At 72.7% G+C, this 16,991-nt stretch carries 14 protein-coding genes; 8 read left to right on the forward strand and 6 right to left on the reverse strand.

Features of this window, described 5'->3' with window-relative positions:
- The first annotated feature begins 33 nt into the window (after positions 1-33).
- The 4 genes from AB0H53_RS17140 to AB0H53_RS17155 all read left to right on the forward strand — a co-directional run bounded on the left by AB0H53_RS17140 (position 34) and on the right by AB0H53_RS17155 (position 6,747).
- Entirely contained in the window at positions 34-4,341 is a 4,308-nt protein-coding gene (locus AB0H53_RS17140) for an NEW3 domain-containing protein (RefSeq protein WP_362113155.1), read from the forward strand.
- Positions 4,338-5,432: a LacI family DNA-binding transcriptional regulator gene (locus AB0H53_RS17145; protein ID WP_362113158.1), complete on the forward strand. Its 1,095-nt coding sequence runs from the start codon at positions 4,338-4,340 to the stop codon at positions 5,430-5,432. The genes AB0H53_RS17140 and AB0H53_RS17145 overlap by 4 nt, the downstream gene beginning before the upstream one ends.
- A 335-nt stretch (positions 5,433-5,767) precedes the next feature.
- Positions 5,768-6,085, forward strand: a complete 318-nt coding sequence (locus tag AB0H53_RS17150; protein ID WP_362113161.1) for a DUF6234 family protein — start codon at positions 5,768-5,770, stop codon at positions 6,083-6,085.
- A gap of 191 nt (positions 6,086-6,276) precedes the next feature.
- Positions 6,277-6,747, forward strand: a complete 471-nt coding sequence (locus tag AB0H53_RS17155) for a GNAT family N-acetyltransferase (RefSeq protein WP_362113164.1) — start codon at positions 6,277-6,279, stop codon at positions 6,745-6,747.
- Between the two features lie 208 nt (positions 6,748-6,955).
- Here the strand turns inward: AB0H53_RS17155 and AB0H53_RS17160 are convergent, their stop codons facing one another.
- The 5 genes from AB0H53_RS17160 to AB0H53_RS17180 form a co-directional block, all read right to left on the reverse strand.
- A complete protein-coding gene (locus tag AB0H53_RS17160) occupies positions 6,956-7,306 on the reverse strand; it encodes a phage holin family protein (protein WP_362113167.1) in 351 nt (116 codons plus the stop codon).
- Positions 7,307-7,512: 206 nt separating this feature from the next.
- Positions 7,513-8,250, reverse strand: a complete 738-nt coding sequence (locus AB0H53_RS17165; protein WP_362113170.1) for a hypothetical protein — start codon at positions 8,248-8,250, stop codon at positions 7,513-7,515.
- A gap of 470 nt (positions 8,251-8,720) precedes the next feature.
- Positions 8,721-8,999, reverse strand: coding sequence for a GlsB/YeaQ/YmgE family stress response membrane protein (locus tag AB0H53_RS17170; protein ID WP_362113173.1), 279 nt, complete (start codon positions 8,997-8,999; stop codon positions 8,721-8,723).
- 598 nt (positions 9,000-9,597) lie between these two features.
- Complete coding sequence (locus AB0H53_RS17175; protein ID WP_362113176.1) at positions 9,598-9,927, reverse strand: hypothetical protein; 330 nt, start codon at positions 9,925-9,927, stop codon at positions 9,598-9,600.
- A gap of 641 nt (positions 9,928-10,568) precedes the next feature.
- Positions 10,569-10,772 carry a hypothetical protein gene (locus tag AB0H53_RS17180; protein WP_362113179.1) on the reverse strand — a complete coding sequence of 68 codons (204 nt, stop codon included), beginning with the start codon at positions 10,770-10,772 and terminating at the stop codon, positions 10,569-10,571.
- A gap of 388 nt (positions 10,773-11,160) precedes the next feature.
- On the opposite strand from AB0H53_RS17180, the gene AB0H53_RS17185 reads away from it, so the two are divergent.
- Positions 11,161-11,466, forward strand: coding sequence for a hypothetical protein (locus AB0H53_RS17185; protein ID WP_362113182.1), 306 nt, complete (start codon positions 11,161-11,163; stop codon positions 11,464-11,466).
- Between the two features lie 364 nt (positions 11,467-11,830).
- Here the strand turns inward: AB0H53_RS17185 and AB0H53_RS17190 are convergent, their stop codons facing one another.
- Positions 11,831-12,004: a hypothetical protein gene (locus AB0H53_RS17190; protein ID WP_362113185.1), complete on the reverse strand. Its 174-nt coding sequence runs from the start codon at positions 12,002-12,004 to the stop codon at positions 11,831-11,833.
- 371 nt (positions 12,005-12,375) lie between these two features.
- On the opposite strand from AB0H53_RS17190, the gene AB0H53_RS17195 reads away from it, so the two are divergent.
- The 3 genes from AB0H53_RS17195 to AB0H53_RS17205 are packed head-to-tail and all read left to right on the forward strand — an operon-like array spanning position 12,376 to position 16,872.
- Entirely contained in the window at positions 12,376-13,404 is a 1,029-nt protein-coding gene (locus AB0H53_RS17195) for a LacI family DNA-binding transcriptional regulator (RefSeq protein ID WP_362113188.1), read from the forward strand.
- Positions 13,401-14,933 (forward strand): sugar ABC transporter ATP-binding protein, encoded by a 1,533-nt coding sequence (locus AB0H53_RS17200; RefSeq protein ID WP_362113191.1) that lies wholly within the window; start codon positions 13,401-13,403, stop codon positions 14,931-14,933. The genes AB0H53_RS17195 and AB0H53_RS17200 overlap by 4 nt, the downstream gene beginning before the upstream one ends.
- Positions 14,923-16,872: a substrate-binding domain-containing protein gene (locus AB0H53_RS17205; protein WP_362113194.1), complete on the forward strand. Its 1,950-nt coding sequence runs from the start codon at positions 14,923-14,925 to the stop codon at positions 16,870-16,872. The genes AB0H53_RS17200 and AB0H53_RS17205 overlap by 11 nt, the downstream gene beginning before the upstream one ends.
- Positions 16,873-16,991: the final 119 nt, after the last annotated feature.

A 16,991-nucleotide genomic window follows, 5' to 3' on the forward strand; every position in this document is an offset into this window, starting at 1 on the left:
GGTCCGGGCGGCTCCGGTGTCACGGTGACGGAGGTGACCTCGCCCAGTTTGTTCACCGGACCCGAGGACTCCCCGTCGCAGGTGGTACGGGTCGGGGTGCGCCGGGAGCGGCCGGCCGGCCCGCTGCTCGTCTCGCTCCGGGGCCCGCGGGTCCAAACGCCCCACCCCCGCTGGCTGCGGGCCGACCCCGTGGAGGCGTACGCCGGGGTCGACGCCCGGGCCGAACCCGGCGGCGCGGCGGGACCCGCCGGGCCGACGGACGTGGTCGAGGTGTCCGTCGACGTGGACGGCGCGCCGCCCGGCACCCGGCTGCCGGCCACGGCGACGGTCGCCACGCCCGACGGCCGGGTACTGGCTGCCCGCACCTGCGAGATCGTGACCGCCGAACCCGGCTGGACGGTACGGCTGGTCCCGCACTTCCACTACGACCCCCTCTGGTGGAACACCCAGGCCGCGTACACCTCGCAGTGGGACGCGCCGCTCGGGGCAGGGGAGGCGGAGAAGGGCTGGGAGTACACGGGAGTGCCGGCCTTCACCCTCGTACCGCTCCACCTCCAGCAGGCCAGGGACGACCCGGGATACCGCTTCGTGCTCTCCGAGGTCGACTACCTGAAGCCGTTCTGGGACACCCGTCCCGGGCACCGGGAGGAACTGCGGCAGTTGCTCCGGGAGGGGCGGCTGGAAATCGTCGGCGGAACGTACAACGAGCCTTCGACCAACCTCATCTCCGCCGAGACGACCGTGCGCAGCGCCCTGCACGGACTGCGCCTGCACCGGGGGGTGCTGGGCGCCGACCCGCGCACCGCGTGGCAGCTGGACGTCTTCGGCCACGACCCCTCCTTCCCCGCCCTGATGGCGGGGGCCGGACTCGACTCGGCCGTCCTCGCACGGGGCCCCCACCACCAGTGGGGCCCGATGACGGACACCTGGGGCGCCGCGCTGCGGCCCCCCACGGCCATGCAACTGCCCGCCGAGTACGAGTGGATCGGCCCCGACGGCGGAGCCGGGCTGCTGCTGCACTACCTGCCCGCGCACTACTCGGCGGGCTGGTTCTCCCACCGGGAACCCGACGCGGACGCCGCGGCGGAGAGGATCCTCGAACTCTTCGAACTGCTGCGTCGGTCCGCCGCCACCCGCAACGTCCTCATTCCCATGGGCACCGACTTCTCCTGGCCGCACCCCTGGGGCCCGCGCGTGCAACGGGAGTGGTCCGCCCGCTACACCTGGCCGAAGCTGGAGCACGCCGTTCCCCGCGAGCACTTCGCCGCCGTACGGCGCGAACTGGCGGCGCGCGGGGAACCGCCGCTGCCGGTCACCCGCGAGATGGGACCCGTCTACACCGGCAAGGACGTCACCTACGTCGATGTGAAGCAGGCGCAGCGCGCCACCGAGAACCTCCTCCAGCAGGCCGAGACCTTCGCCTCCCTCGCGTACGCGCGCGGCCTCGCCCCGTACCCGCAGGCCGCCCTGGACAAGGCCTGGCGGCACCTGCTGCACGCCGCCCACCACGACGCGGTCACCGGGACCTTCTCCGACCAGGTGTACCTGGACCTGCTGCCGACCTGGCGCGAGGCGCACGAACTGGCCGACGGGATAAGCCGGTCCGCCATGCGAGCGCTCGCGGGCGGGGCCGCTGCCGGCGGCGACGACGTCCCGGTCACCGTCTTCAACTCCCTGTCCTGGACGCGCACCGACGTCGTACGGGCCGAGGTGCCCTGGACGGACCCCTCGTACCCCGCGGTGCGCGACGACACGGGGGCGGTCCGCCCGATGCTGGTCGAGTCGGTGTCGCGGGACGGCACCGCCAGGGTCGTCTTCCTGGCCCAGGACGTGCCCGGACTCGGCCACCGGACGTGGTGGCTGGTGAGCGGGACGGGGCTGTCCGGTGGCTGGACGGAGGGCACGGGCACCGTGATACGCAACGCCTCCTACGAGGTGGAGGCGGACCCGCGGCGCGGCGGCGGCCTGTGCCGGGTCACCGAACGCGGCACCGGTCGCGAGGTGCTGACACCGGGCGAGGTCGACGAACTCGTCGTCCAGGACGAGTACCCGGCGCACCCCTTCTTCGGCGAGGGCCCCTGGCACCTGCTGCCCAAGGGGCCGGGGGAGGGCTCCGCGTCCGCCCCGGCCCACTCGATGCGCATCCTGCGGTGCCCGGTGGGGTCCCGGATCGTGGCCACCGGGCGCACCGGACCGGTGGCGTGGACCCGGACCACCACGCTGTGGGACGGCGTGGACCGGGTGGAACTGACCACCCGCGTCGACAGCTTCGAGGGTGTGGACCAGTTGCTGCGGCTGCGGGTGCCGGCCGACGTCCCGGGCGCGCTGCCGGTCGCGGAGACCGCGGCCGCCGCGGTCGGACGGGGGTTCGCCTTCCCCGGGACGGACACCGGCGCGGACCACACCCGGGCGCCATGGACGCTGGACAGCCCGTGCCTCAACTGGTTCGGGCTCTCCGCGCCGGCCCGGGTGGTGCTGAGCGCGCCCGGCGGGGAGGCGCTCGGCGTCCGGGCGCTGGGGGCAACCGAGATCGTCGTCCCGGACGCCGGGCGGCGTGACGCCGCCGGACTGCGGGAGCTGGTGGTCGCGCTGGGCGGACTGGGCGTCACCTCGACGCCCACCCGCCCGGCCGGGCCCCGCTGGGGCGATCTCGCGGTCGACAGCAGCCTCCCCGACGTCCGGATCGCCCTGGGAGGCCCGGCCGCCAACGCCTTCACGGCGGCCGTACTGCGCCAGTCCGACCCCGCGTACGCGCGGGCGGTCGCCGCCGCGAACGGCCCGGTGTGGATCCCGGCGGCCCAGCCGCTGCGAGAGGTGTGGCGGGCCGGCTGCGACCTGACCGGCGTCCGCGACCTGCCGGTGCTGGTCCTGCCCGGCCCGCCCGGCGAGGTGGCCGAGGCGCTCGCCAGCACGGGCCGCGTCGGGGCGACGCATCCCCTGCCGCACGACGGGTCCCGGGAGCACACCGCCTTCGAGGACCGGACGGTCGCCCTCCTGGTGCGCGGCACGCCCGGCTTCGCCGTCGACACCCGGGGACGGCTGCACAGCTCCCTCCTGCGCTCCTGCACCGGGCGGCCGAGCGGGGAGTGGATGGACCCGCCGCGCCGTACCGCTCCGGACGGTACTTCCTTCCAGCTCCAGCACTGGACCCACGTCTTCGAACACGCCCTGGTCAGCGGGGCGGGCGACTGGCGGAAGGCGGAACTCGTCCACCGGGGAAAGGAGTTCGGCACCCCACTCGCCGTGGTGACAGGAGCCGCACCCGGGGCCGGGACCCCGTCACCGGGCGGATCGCTCCTCCAGGTGGACGGCCTGATGGTCGAGACCGTGAAGCGGGCGGCGGACGGCGGTCTCGCGGTACGGCTCCGGGAACCCCGGGGGCGTGCCGCCGAGGGCAGCCTGCGGGCCTCCTTCCCGGTGCGCGCGGCGGCCCGGGCCGACCTGCTGGACGTACCGGGGGAGGAGATACCGGAGCGGGAGGGCGCGTTCCCGCTGGCGCTGCCCGGCAACGGCTACAGCACGGTCCATCTGGCGTTGCCGCCCCTGCCCCACGGCACCGTCGACCACGCCGAGCCGCTCCAGCCCGTCTTCACCCGCTACTGGCTGCACAACACGGGCACCGCCCCGTTCGGAGACGCCCCGTACGCGGTGACGGTCACCCACTCGGAGGTGACCGTCACCTCCAACGGCCCGGCGGGGCGGGCGCGTCTGGAGGTGCTGGCCCCGCCCGGCTGGCGGCCCGGCTGGGCCACCCGCACCGTCGCCCTGGAGCCCGGCGGACACGCCCGGTTCGCCCTCTCCGTGGAGGTGCCGGACGGCGAGCGGCCGGGAGACCACCTGGTGCGGGTCGTCGCCACGGTCGCCCCGGGGGCGGGCGCCACGGCCGGCGCGGGCGCCACCGCGCTCCTGCCCCCGGTCACCGTCGAGGACAGCCTGACGGTGACCGTTCCGGGCGGGACGGGACCGGCCCCCGGCATCGCGGTGACGGCGCCCACCGGTCCGCTCCGGGTCCGAGCCGGCGAGCGGGTACCCTTCCCCGTCCGCCTGTCGAACACGCTGCGCAGCGCCGTGCGGTGCCAGGCCCTCCTGGTTTCCCCGTACGGTGGTTGGCAACTGGCCGGGCCCCACTCGCGCGTCGTGGACGTACCGGCGGACGGCCGGGCGGAGACCGGCTTCACCGTACGGCCGCCGGCGGACACCCCGCCAGGCCGGTACTGGCTGCTGGTCAAGGCGTTCGGACAGGGCCGCATCGCCTACAGCACCGCAGTCGACGTACAGGTGACGGCGGCCGTTCCCCCGGCCGCCGCACCGGAGCAACAGGAGAGGACCCCGGGCCCATGACCGCTGCCGCGTCCGGAGACGGCGTACGGCCCCGGCCGGTCCGCCGCCCCACCATGAAGGACATCGCGCGCCGCGCCGGTGTCTCGGAGAGCGCCGTGTCCTTCGCCCTCAACGACCGCCCGGGCGTGTCCCCGCACACCCGCGCCCGGGTGCGCGAGGTCGCGGAGGAGCTGGGCTGGCAGGCCAACAGCGCCGCCCGCGCGCTCTCCGGCGAGCGGGCGGGCTGCACCGGCCTGGTACTGGCCAGGCCCGCCCATACGCTCGGGGTCGAGTCCTTCTTCCTCCAGCTCGTCTCCGGCATCCAGGAGGCGCTGTCGGCCCGCCGGGTGGCGCTCCTCTTCCAGGTGGTGGAGGACCTCGACACCGAACTTGCGGTACTGCGCCGCTGGTGGGCGGAGCGCAGGGTGGACGGTGTCCTGGTGGTGGACCCCAGGGTCGGCGACCCGCGCCCCGCCCTGCTCGCCTCCCTGGGGCTGCCGGCCGTCGTCATCGGCGGCATCGAGGCCGACGCCCACCAGGCCGGCGCCCCGCTGCCGGTCTCCAACGTGTGGGCGGACGACTCCGGGGCGATGGCCTCGGTCCTCGACCACCTGCACTCCCTCGGCCACCGGCGCATCGTGCACGTGGCGGGCATGCGCGGACTGGCCCACACCGAGCGCCGGATCCGCTCCCTGCGCGTGGAGGCGGCCCGCCGCGGTCTGCGCGAACGCGAGGTGCGCTCCGTCACCACCGACTACTCGGACGCGGAGGGCGCCGAGGCGACCCGCCGCGTCCTGGACCAGCCGGTCCGCCCCACGGCGATCATCTACGACAACGACGTGATGGCGGTCGCGGGTGCCTCGGTGGCCGCCGAACGCGGCGTGGTCGTCCCCCGCGACCTGTCGGTCGTCGCCTGGGACGACTCCGCGCTGTGCCGGGTCACCCACCCCCGGCTCACCGCCCTGGTCCGTGACACCCCGGCCTTCGGACGCCTCGCCGCGCAGGAACTCCTGGCGGTGCTGGACGGCGCCCCGGTCCGCAGCGTCCAGGGCGAACTGCCGCACCTGGAGGCGAGGGAGAGCACGGGGCCGCCACCCGCCGAGGACCGCTGAGGGCGCCCCGGCACCGCGGCCGCGGTGCCGGGGCGGCCCGGCGGCCGGTGCGGCGGCCGGCCCGGGTATCCGTGCCGCCCGGCCAACCGTCCCGGGGCGTGCCGGCCGGGGGTGCGGGCTGGTCCTTGAGTCCGGTAGGGCGGCGGTCCGGACCAGGCCGCAGGTGTCGCCGTACAGGCCCCCCGAAGGCCGCGACCGAGCCGTACACCTCGTGCCGCGGCTCCTCCGGAGCGACGCGTCTGAGTACCCGGGCTCATGTGCGCTGTCCGCCACGACGGCATGCTGACCGGCATGCGACCAACAGGACGTCAGCAACGGACGCGACGGTGGTGGGGATGAGACCGCCCGGAGGTGAGCCGTCGACGGGCCGGCAGGTCGGGGTCGGCGTGGCGCTGCTCGTTCTCGACCTGCTGGTCATCGCGTATGTGGTGATCATCCGTTACGGGATGGCGAACTGGGCTGACGCCCATGACGGGGGTGACCCACCGGACGCGCCCAGGGAGGCGTTGCGGGGAATGTGGCTCCTGGTTGGCGGCGCAGTCGTCACAGGCGGTGGCCTCCTCGCCCTGGGATGGCGTATTCCGGCTGTCGTGCAGCTGGCTGTGCTGGGGGCCGGAGCAGGACTCCTCGCCCACGTCGCCGCACACCCATAGCGGTGTGGTTACGCGCGTCCCGGCGAAGCGCGCCACTGCGCGAACGACCTGTACGCCGGCAGCCGCGTCTGCTGGGCTCCGCCGGGCCGACGGCCGACGGGACGAGAGCCCCCGCACACCCTTGCCCTCGGCATTGGTCGCCGCACAGAAAACGTCTTTGCCGTGCGGGCTCGCGTCCTTAGGCTTCGCGCATGCTCACCGTGCCCCGCCTGGAGAAGATCAGCCCCAGCAACGTCGACGCGGCGATTGCCCTGAAGGTACGCCCGGACCAGGAGCACCTGGTTGCCCCGGTCGCCCATTCCCTCGCCGAGGCATACGCGCGGCCGGACGTCGCCTGGCCCCGGCTCATATGCGACGGTGACAGGATCGTCGGTTTCCTGATGGCCTTCTTCGACATCGACTTCGCCGGTGACGGTACCGGCACCGACATCCGCTATGGCCTGTGGCGCCTGAACATCGCGGCCGGAGAGCAAGGCCGCGGCTACGGCCGCTTCGCGGTCCAGGCGGTGGCTGCCGAGATCCGCCGCCGCGGCGGCGCCCGTCTCACCGTCTGCTGGCATCCCGGTGAGAACGGTCCGGAGGACTTCTACCTCGGGCTTGGATTCCGGCTGACGGGAGAGATGAGCGGGGACCAACGTGTCGGCGAACTGGAACTGAGCTGAACGTCGCACCGCTGGACGGACCCGAGAGGGGGTGCCGGAACACGTTGCCGAGGGCGGTGTTCACCGCTCCGGAGAGCGCGGGACGGCCGGCAGGAGGACTCCCGTCCCGCGACCCCCGCGCGACCGGCGGGCGGCGCCCGGCCGACACGGTCGCGCACGCGACCGTGCACGGTCCGGCGCGGCCGGGCCCCGACGGAGGCGTCAGGCGTCAGGCATCCGCGATCTCGTCCGCCACCTGCCGCACCACGTTCATCGAGGAGTGCAGCACCTCCCGGGACGCACCGCGGGCCACCCGCAGCCTTTTCGAGCCGTAGTGGAAGAGGGCCGACGCCCCGGAGGCGTAGGCGAGCGTGAGCACGCCCGCGACGCGCTGAGGGTCCCAGACACGTTCCAGGCCGCGCAGCAGCGTCGTGTGCGCCGACCACATGGCGAGGACGCCGAACGCGCCGCCGGCGGTCAGCGCCACGATGCCCCGCTGCGCCTCCGTCAGACTCAGGGTCGCCTCCTCCCGTGCGTTGCCCATCTCCTCGCGCATCACGGTGTGAACGTCTTGAACCAACGGCTGCATGAGGCACCGGTACCCGCTGCGCGGCGGGGCATACCGGGGCCCGCGCGACCCACGGCGGCCCGCCGTCCGGGCGGGGCGGACCGGCGAGCGGTGCGGGGAATCCGGTGTACGCCTCTGCGGCCCGCTCGTGGTGCCTTCGGCACGGTCCCCGTGCCGAACCGATGGCACCCGCCGGGGCCTCGGTGGGCCGTACTCGGTCAGGAGCGGTCGGTGCCGAACACGTTCCGCGCTGCCGCCACCAGCTCCCGGCGCGCCAGGTGATGGTTCTCCTTGCGCGTCTCCCTGTCGCGGCTGGCGGCCTCCCGCTGCTGCTGCGTCCTGTGCAGAAGGAGAGCCGTGTGCTCATGGTCAAGTCCGGGAAGGTCGTTGAGGGCCTGTTCCGCGTTCACGTACTCCGGCGACGAAGCCCGTTGCGCGAGGGGGACGTGCTCATCCGCTTCCCAGAGTCTCTCGACCGCTCCCCGCGCCCGGACCGCTGCCGCATCCCCCTGCTTCGCCCGCCTGCGCAGCTCCTTCCAGGCGCGCTCGGCGGGGGCGGACCGCTGAGCCGTCCAGTACATGCGGCCCACGGCCTTGCGGACATCGTCGATGGGGACGAGGAGCGCCGCCGGCGCCCCCAATTCGGCCTCGGCGTGGGCGAGTGTGAACGCGTGCCAGCGCCGTCGGGTGTCCGACAGGGAGTCGGTGGTGTAAAGCTGGTCCGCGGCCTCCATGCATTCGCTGGCGGCTCGGAGGTAAACCGCCAGAAGCGACCAGCGGCGGTCGTACAGAGCCTGATGGTGCGTGGCCTGTGCCGCTATCCGGGCGGCCTGTTGGGCTGCGTTGGCCTGAGCCTGGCCGCCACGTGCCTGGACCCACCCGCCGAGCACCGTTCCCAGAGCCGTGCCGCCCACGGCGACGGCCCCGATCAACGCCGAAGTGATACTTGCGTCCACGTGATGCCCCCTGATCCCCGTCGTGAGTAATGCCGCGTTACCCGGCTGCGGGAACACGGCAAACGACGGTAGCCGTGTGCGCATCCTGTCCGCCGTGCGCCTTGCGGAGACGGACAGCGTCGGGCTGTCCCCCTCGCCGGGCCGCTGCCCGACCGGCTGCCTCTGAACGGCCGGCCCGCGCCCCGGCCCGCCCCCCCAAGGCCGCCTCGCGCGAACGGATCGCCGCGTCCCGCCCATCCGCGGTTTCCACCGCCCCGGCCTGGACGACTGCGTGGCCGCGGCCGTCCCGGACGCGGACCGCGACATGGATTGCGGCACCGGCTGCGCACCGATACCGCCCTGGTCCGGGACGAACGCACCATTTCCTTGACGCGCCGACCGGAGCGGGCACCGCACACGCGAACGGCTCCCACCCCGCGAAAAGGGGGGGAGCCGTCCGAGTCGGTCGGGCAACGTATGCCCTCAGCGGGTCACGCGTGACGGTGCGAGTGCCGGTTGCCGGCGATGAGGCGGTAGATGAGGAGCAGGATGACGGAGCCGATGATCGCGGCGATCCAGGTGGAAAGGTCGAAGAATCCGTCGATGGAGTCGACGCCGAAGATGACCTTGCCGAGCCAGCCGCCGAGCAGACCGCCGGCGATGCCGATGAGCATGGTGATGATGATGCCGCCGGGGTCCTTACCCGGCATCAGGGCCTTGGCGATGGCGCCGGCGAGCAGACCGATGATGATCCACGCGATGATGCCCATGGTGCGTCTCCGTCTCGTCGCATAAAGAATGTGTTAGCAGACCGTCTGCACCGTTCCGGCTCGAACAAACATGTTTCCTTCATGCCGCGCCCCGGTAGCCCGCCGACACGGTACGACTGCGAGCGGCGCATGCCCGTCCCCGCAGGCCGCAGCCGCGCCCGGCGCCGCTCACGGCAGTGCCCCGGCGGCCGGGCGAACCCGTGGCGGCCCGTGGGCCCGCGCCGACGCCACCGGAATTCAGCGCGGACGCGCCGGCACCTCGGCCGGGACCCTGGTGAAGGAGGCTGTGCGCGGCTGCCGCTGGGGAGACGGTCGTACGGCGAAGGGTCCGGCGCCCCGTCCGGTCGCCGGACCGCCGGGCTCGCCGGCCGCCAGGGGGCAGCTTTTCAGACCAGGGCGTTCTCTGCCTGGGCGGTGCGCTTGTTCGCCCGCCCCGCCGACCGCTCGCCGTCGGCTCGCGACCCGGACCTGCAACTTTGACATGCGGCTTCCGCTCAGGGACCACTTCGCCGTCGGCGCGGCCGCTACACAACAGCCGTGCACGCGAGATGCCCGGCTGGGCAATCCCAGCCGAGCATCTCGGGCGAATCGTCAGCGCTCAGAGAAGGTCGAGGTCGAGGTCGACACCCGCCCCCGTCTCGGCCTCGGCCTCGTTCGCGGCCAGGGTGTCCTCGCCGCTGCAGATCTGCTGGACCGCGACCGCGGTCGCCGGGCCGCTACCGAGGACCGTGATGGGCCCGGTCGCGACGTTGATGAGGCCGAGCTGGAACGTGTCCTGGCTGATCTCGGACTGCTGGTCGCACACGACCACGTTGCCGTCCTTGCCCGTGCCGTCCTGGTCGCCGTAGGCCGCGGCGGCACCGGCCCCGAGCATGCTGAAGCTCCCGAGCATGGCAGCTACCAGGGCGGCGTTGCGAAGCTTGCGCACAACATCTCCACTTCCGTCGAAGTCGACATCATCAGTGATGGATGGAATCGGACAGAAAAGTACGTTAAGCCCCCTTTGTGCCATTTTGCGCATAACACGCCGACGGCGAGGCGAACCTGTTGCGCGGCCGGGTGTAGGGCCACGACCGTGACGGCCCCGACTCCGGGCCCGAGCCGGGCCTGGGCCCGTGCCCAGGCCGCAGCCACGCCGCGCTGGTCGGCAGGCCGCTGAACGGGCTGCCGCTGGACGTCACGGCCCGCTCCCGTGACCTGGGCGGGGCGTGCTCCGGATGGGGGAGCGGTGCTTCCTTCGGCGCTCCTCGCACGCCCGCGCGCGGCGCGGCACCGACCGGCCGCGGCCGCCCCCCACTTCCGCGGCACCCATCCCGAAGCTCCGGAGCTCTTCGGAGACCTCGCGGACCAAGGACTGTGGAGAGAGGGTTCCAGGCGCTCGGTGGCGACCTGGTCGTGATCGACGCCGCCGACCGGCCGCCGTACCCGCTCGGGGCGCGCGTCGAGCGGTGCGTCGCCCGGAAGCCGGCGACCGGTCGATCGAGGGCCTCTTCGAGGACCTGGTCCTTTCGAGGCCGGCGACGCCGGGTTCGCCTGGCTTCTTGAGGGGGCCGTCTCCGACTCTTGGGGTCAGCCGGCGGCGCGGCACAGGCTGGCTTCGGATGCGTCCAGGTAGCGGTCGCTGTAGTCCGTGCCGAGTCCGGCGGTCGGCAGGATCGCCTGGGCCTTGTCGTCGCGCATCAGGGCGGTGCGACCGTTGAGGGCTTCGGTGAACAGCAGGGGGACGATCCTCGCCGCGTGGGTCTGCGGGGAGGGACCGGCCAGTCCGGCCACGGCTTCGCCAGGCGGTGCGCGAGGCTGCCCTCGCCCAGGCGGCTGGAGCGGATGTCGGTCCTGATCAACCCCGGTGGCCGGCCGTGAGAGCGAGCCGTTGGTGCTCCTGCCGGGCGGCCGGCCCCAGGCCTGACGGCACGAACCCGTCCGCGCCGTGGTCGGGCGACATCAGGGCGGTCCTCCGCAGCGGCAGGCACGGAGCCTTCGTGCCTCCTGCGGTGGCACATGAGGTGCGAAGTTCCGGCGCGATACCTGATGTGAACACGTATTTAGGCCATGTTTATTTGGCTGGTTCCGGGTATTCGTCGGACGAGGGCGTTGATCTTCGACGCGGCTTCTCCTCGCGGAGCGCATCGAGCACTCCCGGCGACAGAATGGATGCACCACCATGAGCATGGAAAACCCCCTCGGTAACCCGGCCCACCACTCGGGCGCCGACCCTGTCGGGCATCGTCCCCGTCGTCTGTCGACCGAGACGAAGTCGGCCCTGAAGACGACCGAGTTCTTCATCTACCTCGCTTCCGTGGTCGCGGTCCTCATCGCTTCCATGGTGGTGGGCACCGAAGAGGGACACACCGACTATTTCCGCGCCGACAAGGCATGGCTGTACATCGTGATCCTGACCGTTGGCTACATGATCAGCCGTGGTCTGGCCAAGTCCGGCAGTCGTGACCCCTACGACGAGTCCCACTGATCCCGGTTCCGGGCTGAACCCCGTCGACCTGGTTCGACGGCGGTCGCACCCCCGCCCGGACGAGTGGTTGCCGCAGGACGCTGTGCTGGGCCCGTCCCGGTGACCCCGCCTCCCGGCCCCGCTCGACCCAGCAGAAGGCCCCCGGCATGATCTTGCCGGGGGCCTCGCTCGCGTCCGGGTCGGGGGCGGGACGTGCTTCTGCCGTTCCACCGCATGCATGCTGAGCGCCGCTCCCGTCCATGCATACGCCCACATCGCCCTGACGTCACCGTGGCCGACGTGCCGGAGTTCGGGGGAGGCGCGCGGCCTTTCCTCCCCGGCCCGACCGCAGCCGGCGCGGCCGAGCCGTGCGCCGGACTCGCGATTACCTTACGGAGTGGTCGGAACCGCCGGGCAGGCCGGCGAAGACGGCGCGGGTTTCCTCGGTGGTGGCGCTGGCGACCTCGGTGGCGCTGCGCTCGACGCCGACGGTGCAGGCCGGCATGTGGTCGCGGCGCCGGGCCGGCCGGCCGGTGCGTACCGGTTGATCAGCGTCCACCGCCGGCCGCGGCAGTCCTCCGTCGGCCGGGGTCGCCTTGCGTCGGCCCGCCCCCGTCGTGCCGGGTGGGCGCCCATGCGGGGGCCGGAGCCGACGGGTCAGGACGGCGACGACCCGCGACGACGTGCCCGTCGCGCTCGAAGGCGACGGTGGGAACCGCGCAGTGAGCCGATCGGGGGTGGGTGCGGCCGGCACCGGACCGCCGGGCCGTGCCCCGGGACATCACGATCCGGTCAAGAGGTGCCTGGGGAGTCTTGCTTTACCGTCGTGTAATCGATTCCATGCACCTGTCGGTGTAATCGATTCCACGAGCACTCGCCGAGCACTCGCCGAGTGCTCGCACAACTGATCCACAAGGAGGTGGAGCGGCGGTGGCCAGCATCAAGGACGTCGCAGCCGAGGCCGGCGTCTCCGTCGCCACGGTCTCGCGCGTACTGAACGACCACCCGTCGGTCAGCGCCGACGCACGCACCCGCGTGCGGGCCGCCGTCGAGACCCTGGGCTACCGCCCGAACGCCGTGGCCCGCTCGCTGCGCACCGACCAGACCCACACCCTCGGCCTGGTCATCAGCGACGTACTGAACCCGTACTTCACCGAACTGGCCCGCTCCGTCGAGGAGGAGGCCCGCGCGCTCGGCTACAGCGTCATCATCGGCAACGCCGACGAGCGGCCCGACCTCCAGGACCACCACGTACGCAACCTCCTGGACCGCCGGATCGACGGCCTGCTCGTCTCCCCGACGGACGGCGGCTCGCCGCTGATGCTGGACGCCGCCCGGGCCGGGACGCCCATGGTGTTCGTGGACCGGTGGATCCCGGGCGTGGACGTGCCGGTCGTCCGGGCGGACGGGCGGGCCGCCGTACGGGACCTCGTGGCGCATCTGCACGGGCTCGGGCACCGGCGGCTCGCGATCATCGCGGGCCCGGCGGCGACCACGACCGGCCAGGAACGCGTCGAGGCCTTCCGGGAGGCGCTCGGCGCGTACGGGCTCGAACTGCCCGACGCCTACACAGGGCAGGGCGACTTCCAGGCCGAGAGCGGCCGCCGGGTCACCGAGGGATTCCTCGCACTGGCCGAGCCGCCCGAGGTCGTGTTCGCGGCCGACAACCTGATGGCGCTCGGCGCGCTGGACGCGGTACGCGCGCGTGGCCTGCGCGTACCGGACGACCTCGCGCTGGCCGCGTTCGACGACATCCCGTGGTTCGTCCACACCGATCCGCCGATCACGGCGATCGCCCAGCCGACGGGCGAGCTGGGCCGGGCCGCCGTACGGGCCCTTGTCGACCGCATCGAGGGACGGCCCGGCGAGTCCGTCACCCTCCCCGCCCGCCTCGTCGTACGCCGCTCCTGCGGCGAGAACCCCGACGAGAACCCCGCAACGAACAGGAGCCAGTCGTGAGCAACGCGGACGAGTTGCTGCGCATCGAGGGCCTACGCAAGACCTTCCCGGGCGTGGTGGCGCTGGACGGTGTCGACTTCGACCTGCGCCGGGGCGAGGTGCACGTGCTGCTCGGTGAGAACGGCGCGGGCAAGAGCACCCTCATCAAGATGCTTTCCGGCGCCTACACCCCCGACGCCGGGCGGATCCTGGTCGGCGGTGAGGAGACGCGCATCCAGGGTGCGCAGGACTCCGAGCGGCTCGGGATCGCCACCATCTACCAGGAGTTCAACCTCGTGCCCGACCTGACGGTCGCCGAGAACATCTTCCTGGGGCGCCAGCCGCGCCGCTTCGGCATGATCGACCGGAAGCGGATGGAGGCGGACGCCGAGGTCCTCCTGACACGGGTGGGCGTGAGCGTGTCACCCCGCGCGCGGGTGAGGGAACTGGGCATCGCCCGCCTGCAGATGGTCGAGATCGCCAAGGCGCTCAGCCTGGACGCGCGCGTGCTGATCATGGACGAGCCGACGGCCGTGCTCACCTCCGGGGAGGTCGAGAAGCTCTTCGCGATCGTGCGCAGGCTGCGCGAGGACGGCGTCGGGATCGTCTTCATCACGCACCACCTGGAGGAGATCGCCGCCCTGGGCGACCGGGTGACCGTCATCCGCGACGGCCGGAGCGTCGGGCAGGTCCCGGCCTCCACGCCCGAGGACGAGCTCGTACGGCTGATGGTGGGGCGCTCGATCGAGCAGCAGTACCCGCGCGAACGCGCCGACCCCGGCGCCGCGTTGCTGTCCGTCGAGGGGCTCACCCGGGACGGTGTCTTCCACGACGTCAGCTTCCAGGTGCACGCCGGCGAGGTCGTCGGCATCGCGGGGCTCGTCGGAGCCGGCCGTACGGAGGTCGTACGGGCGGTCTTCGGGGCCGACGCGTACGACCGGGGCACCGTGGAGGTCGCCGGCACCCCGATCGCCAAGTACGACGTCAACGCGGCGATGACCGCCGGCATCGGGCTCATCCCGGAGGACCGCAAGGGGCAGGGCCTGGTGCTGGACGCGTCGGTCGAGGAGAACCTCGGCCTGGTGACGCTGCGGTCGGCCACGCGCGCGGGCCTCGTCGACCTCAAGGGCCAGCGCGAGGCCGCCGCGCGGATCGCCGACCAGCTCGGCGTGCGGATGGCCGGACTCGGCCAGCACGTGCGGACACTCTCCGGCGGCAACCAGCAGAAGGTCGTCATCGGCAAGTGGCTGCTCGCCGACCCCAAGGTGCTGATCCTCGACGAGCCGACGCGCGGCATCGACGTCGGCGCCAAGGTCGAGATCTACCAGCTCGTCAACGAACTCACCGCCGCCGGCGCGGCCGTCCTGATGATCTCCAGCGACCTCCCCGAGGTGCTCGGCATGAGCGACCGGGTGCTGGTGATGGCCCAGGGCCGGATCGCCGGTGAACTCTCCGCCGGCGAGGCGACCCAGGACGCCGTGATGGCACTCGCCGTCAGCAGCCCGACGACCCCGAACACGACCGGAACGGAGGCCTCCCGTGGCCACTGACACGCTCAAGAGCACGACGGGCGCGGGTGGCGCCCCGGGGCGCCTGCGCCGCCTCCTGCTCGACAACGGCGCGCTCACCGCGCTCATCGTCCTCGTCATCGCGATGTCGGCGCTGTCCGGTGACTTCCTGACGACGGACAACCTCCTCAACGTCGGCGTCCAGGCGGCCGTGACCGCCATCCTCGCCTTCGGCGTGACCTTCGTGATCGTCTCCGCGGGCATCGACCTGTCGGTCGGCTCGGTCGCCGCGCTGTCGGCCACGGTCCTCGCCTGGAGCGCCACCTCGGCGGGCGTTCCGGTCTTCCTGGCCGTACTCCTCGCCATAGCGACGGGCATCGTCTGCGGACTGGTCAACGGCGTCCTCATCTCCTACGGCAAGCTGCCGCCGTTCATCGCCACACTGGCCATGCTGTCCGTGGCCCGCGGCCTTTCCCTCGTCATCTCCGAGGGCTCCCCGATCGCCTTCCCCGACTCCGTCTCCCACCTCGGGGACACGCTCGGCGGCTGGCTGCCCGTGCCGGTGCTGGTGATGGTCGTCATGGGCCTGATCGCCGCCTTCGTACTCGGCCGGACCTACATCGGCCGCTCCATGTACGCGATCGGCGGCAACGAGGAGGCCGCGCGGCTGTCCGGCCTGCGCGTGAAGAAGCAGAAACTCGCCATCTACGCCTTCTCCGGCGTCTTCGCCGCCGTCGCCGGTGTCGTCCTCGCCGCCCGGCTGTCCTCCGCGCAGCCGCAGGCCGCCGACGGCTACGAACTGGACGCGATCGCCGCGGTCGTCATCGGGGGCGCCTCCCTCGCGGGCGGTACGGGCAAGGCGTCCGGCACGCTGATCGGCGCGCTGATCCTGGCCGTGCTGCGCAACGGGTTGAACCTGCTGAACGTCTCCGCGTTCTGGCAGCAGGTCGTCATCGGTGTCGTCATCGCACTGGCGGTGCTGCTCGACACTGCCCGCCGCAAGGCCGGGGCGACGCCGGTCGCGGCCGGCACCGGCGGCGACAAGGGCAGGCAGGCGGCGACCTACGCGCTCGCGGCCGTGGTCACCGTCGCGATCGTCGGTGCCACGTCCTTCCTGCACAACGGCTCCTCCGCCACGAGCAACCCGAAGATGGGCCTGTCGCTGTCCACCCTCAACAACCCCTTCTTCGTGCAGATCCGGGCGGGCGCCCAGGCCGAGGCGGAGAAGCGGGGCGTGGACCTGACCGTCACGGACGCCCAGAACGACGCGTCCCAGCAGGCCAACCAGCTGCAGAACTTCACCAGTGCCGGCCTCGGCGCGATCATCGTCAACCCGGTGGACTCGGACGCGGCCAGCAACTCGGTGAACCTGGCCGACAAGGCGAAGATCCCGGTCATCGCGGTGGACCGGGGCGTCAACAAGGCCCCGGTGGACACGCTCGTCGCCTCCGACAACGTCGCCGGCGGTGAACTCGCCGCCAAGACCATCGCCGACAAGCTGGGCGGCAAGGGCAAGATCGTGATCCTTCAGGGCCAGGCCGGCACCTCCGCCGCCCGCGAGCGCGCCCAGGGCTTCGCCAACGGCCTCAAGGCCCACCCGGGCATCCAGGTCGTGGCCCAGCAGCCCGCCGACTTCGACCGCACCAAGGGCCTCGACGTGATGTCGAACCTGCTCCAGGCCCACCCGGACGTCCAGGGCGTCATCGCCGCGAACGACGAGATGGCCCTCGGCGCGATCAAGGCGCTGGGCTCCAAGGCCGGCAGGTCGGTGTCGGTGGTCGGCTTCGACGGCACGCCCGACGGGCTCAAGGCGGTCGAGGGCGGCACGCTGTACGCGTCCGTGGCGCAGCAGCCGTCCCAGCTCGGCAGGATCGCCGTGGACAACGCCCTGAAGGCGCTCCAGGGCAAGAAGGTCGAGGAGACGGTGAAGGTGCCGGTGAAGGTGGTCACGAAGGCGAACGTGGCCGGCTTCAGCGGCTGACAGTCGGGGAACGGCCGGGGGGGGGCACACCCCCAGGGGCCGACCCCCCAAATCACACAAGGGGGGTCAAAAACAAAAAACAAAAAAAAACAAAAGGAAAAAAGAAGGAGGAGGAAAAA

Source organism: Streptomyces sp. NPDC050856, from assembly GCF_040653855.1.
In the GTDB taxonomy this organism is placed as follows: Bacteria; Actinomycetota; Actinomycetes; order Streptomycetales; family Streptomycetaceae; genus Streptomyces.

What these genes read in the sequence shown, in the direction of transcription:
- AB0H53_RS17145 (WP_362113158.1), top strand. Translation starts at nt 4,338, where the DNA reads ATGACCGCTGCCGCGTCCGGAGACGGCGTACGGCCCCGGCCGGTCCGC.
- AB0H53_RS17150 (WP_362113161.1), top strand. Translation starts at nt 5,768, where the DNA reads ATGAGACCGCCCGGAGGTGAGCCGTCGACGGGCCGGCAGGTCGGGGTC.
- AB0H53_RS17155 (WP_362113164.1), top strand. Translation starts at nt 6,277, where the DNA reads ATGCTCACCGTGCCCCGCCTGGAGAAGATCAGCCCCAGCAACGTCGAC.
- AB0H53_RS17170 (WP_362113173.1), bottom strand. Translation starts at nt 8,999, where the DNA reads ATGGGCATCATCGCGTGGATCATCATCGGTCTGCTCGCCGGCGCCATC.
- AB0H53_RS17185 (WP_362113182.1), top strand. Translation starts at nt 11,161, where the DNA reads ATGAGCATGGAAAACCCCCTCGGTAACCCGGCCCACCACTCGGGCGCC.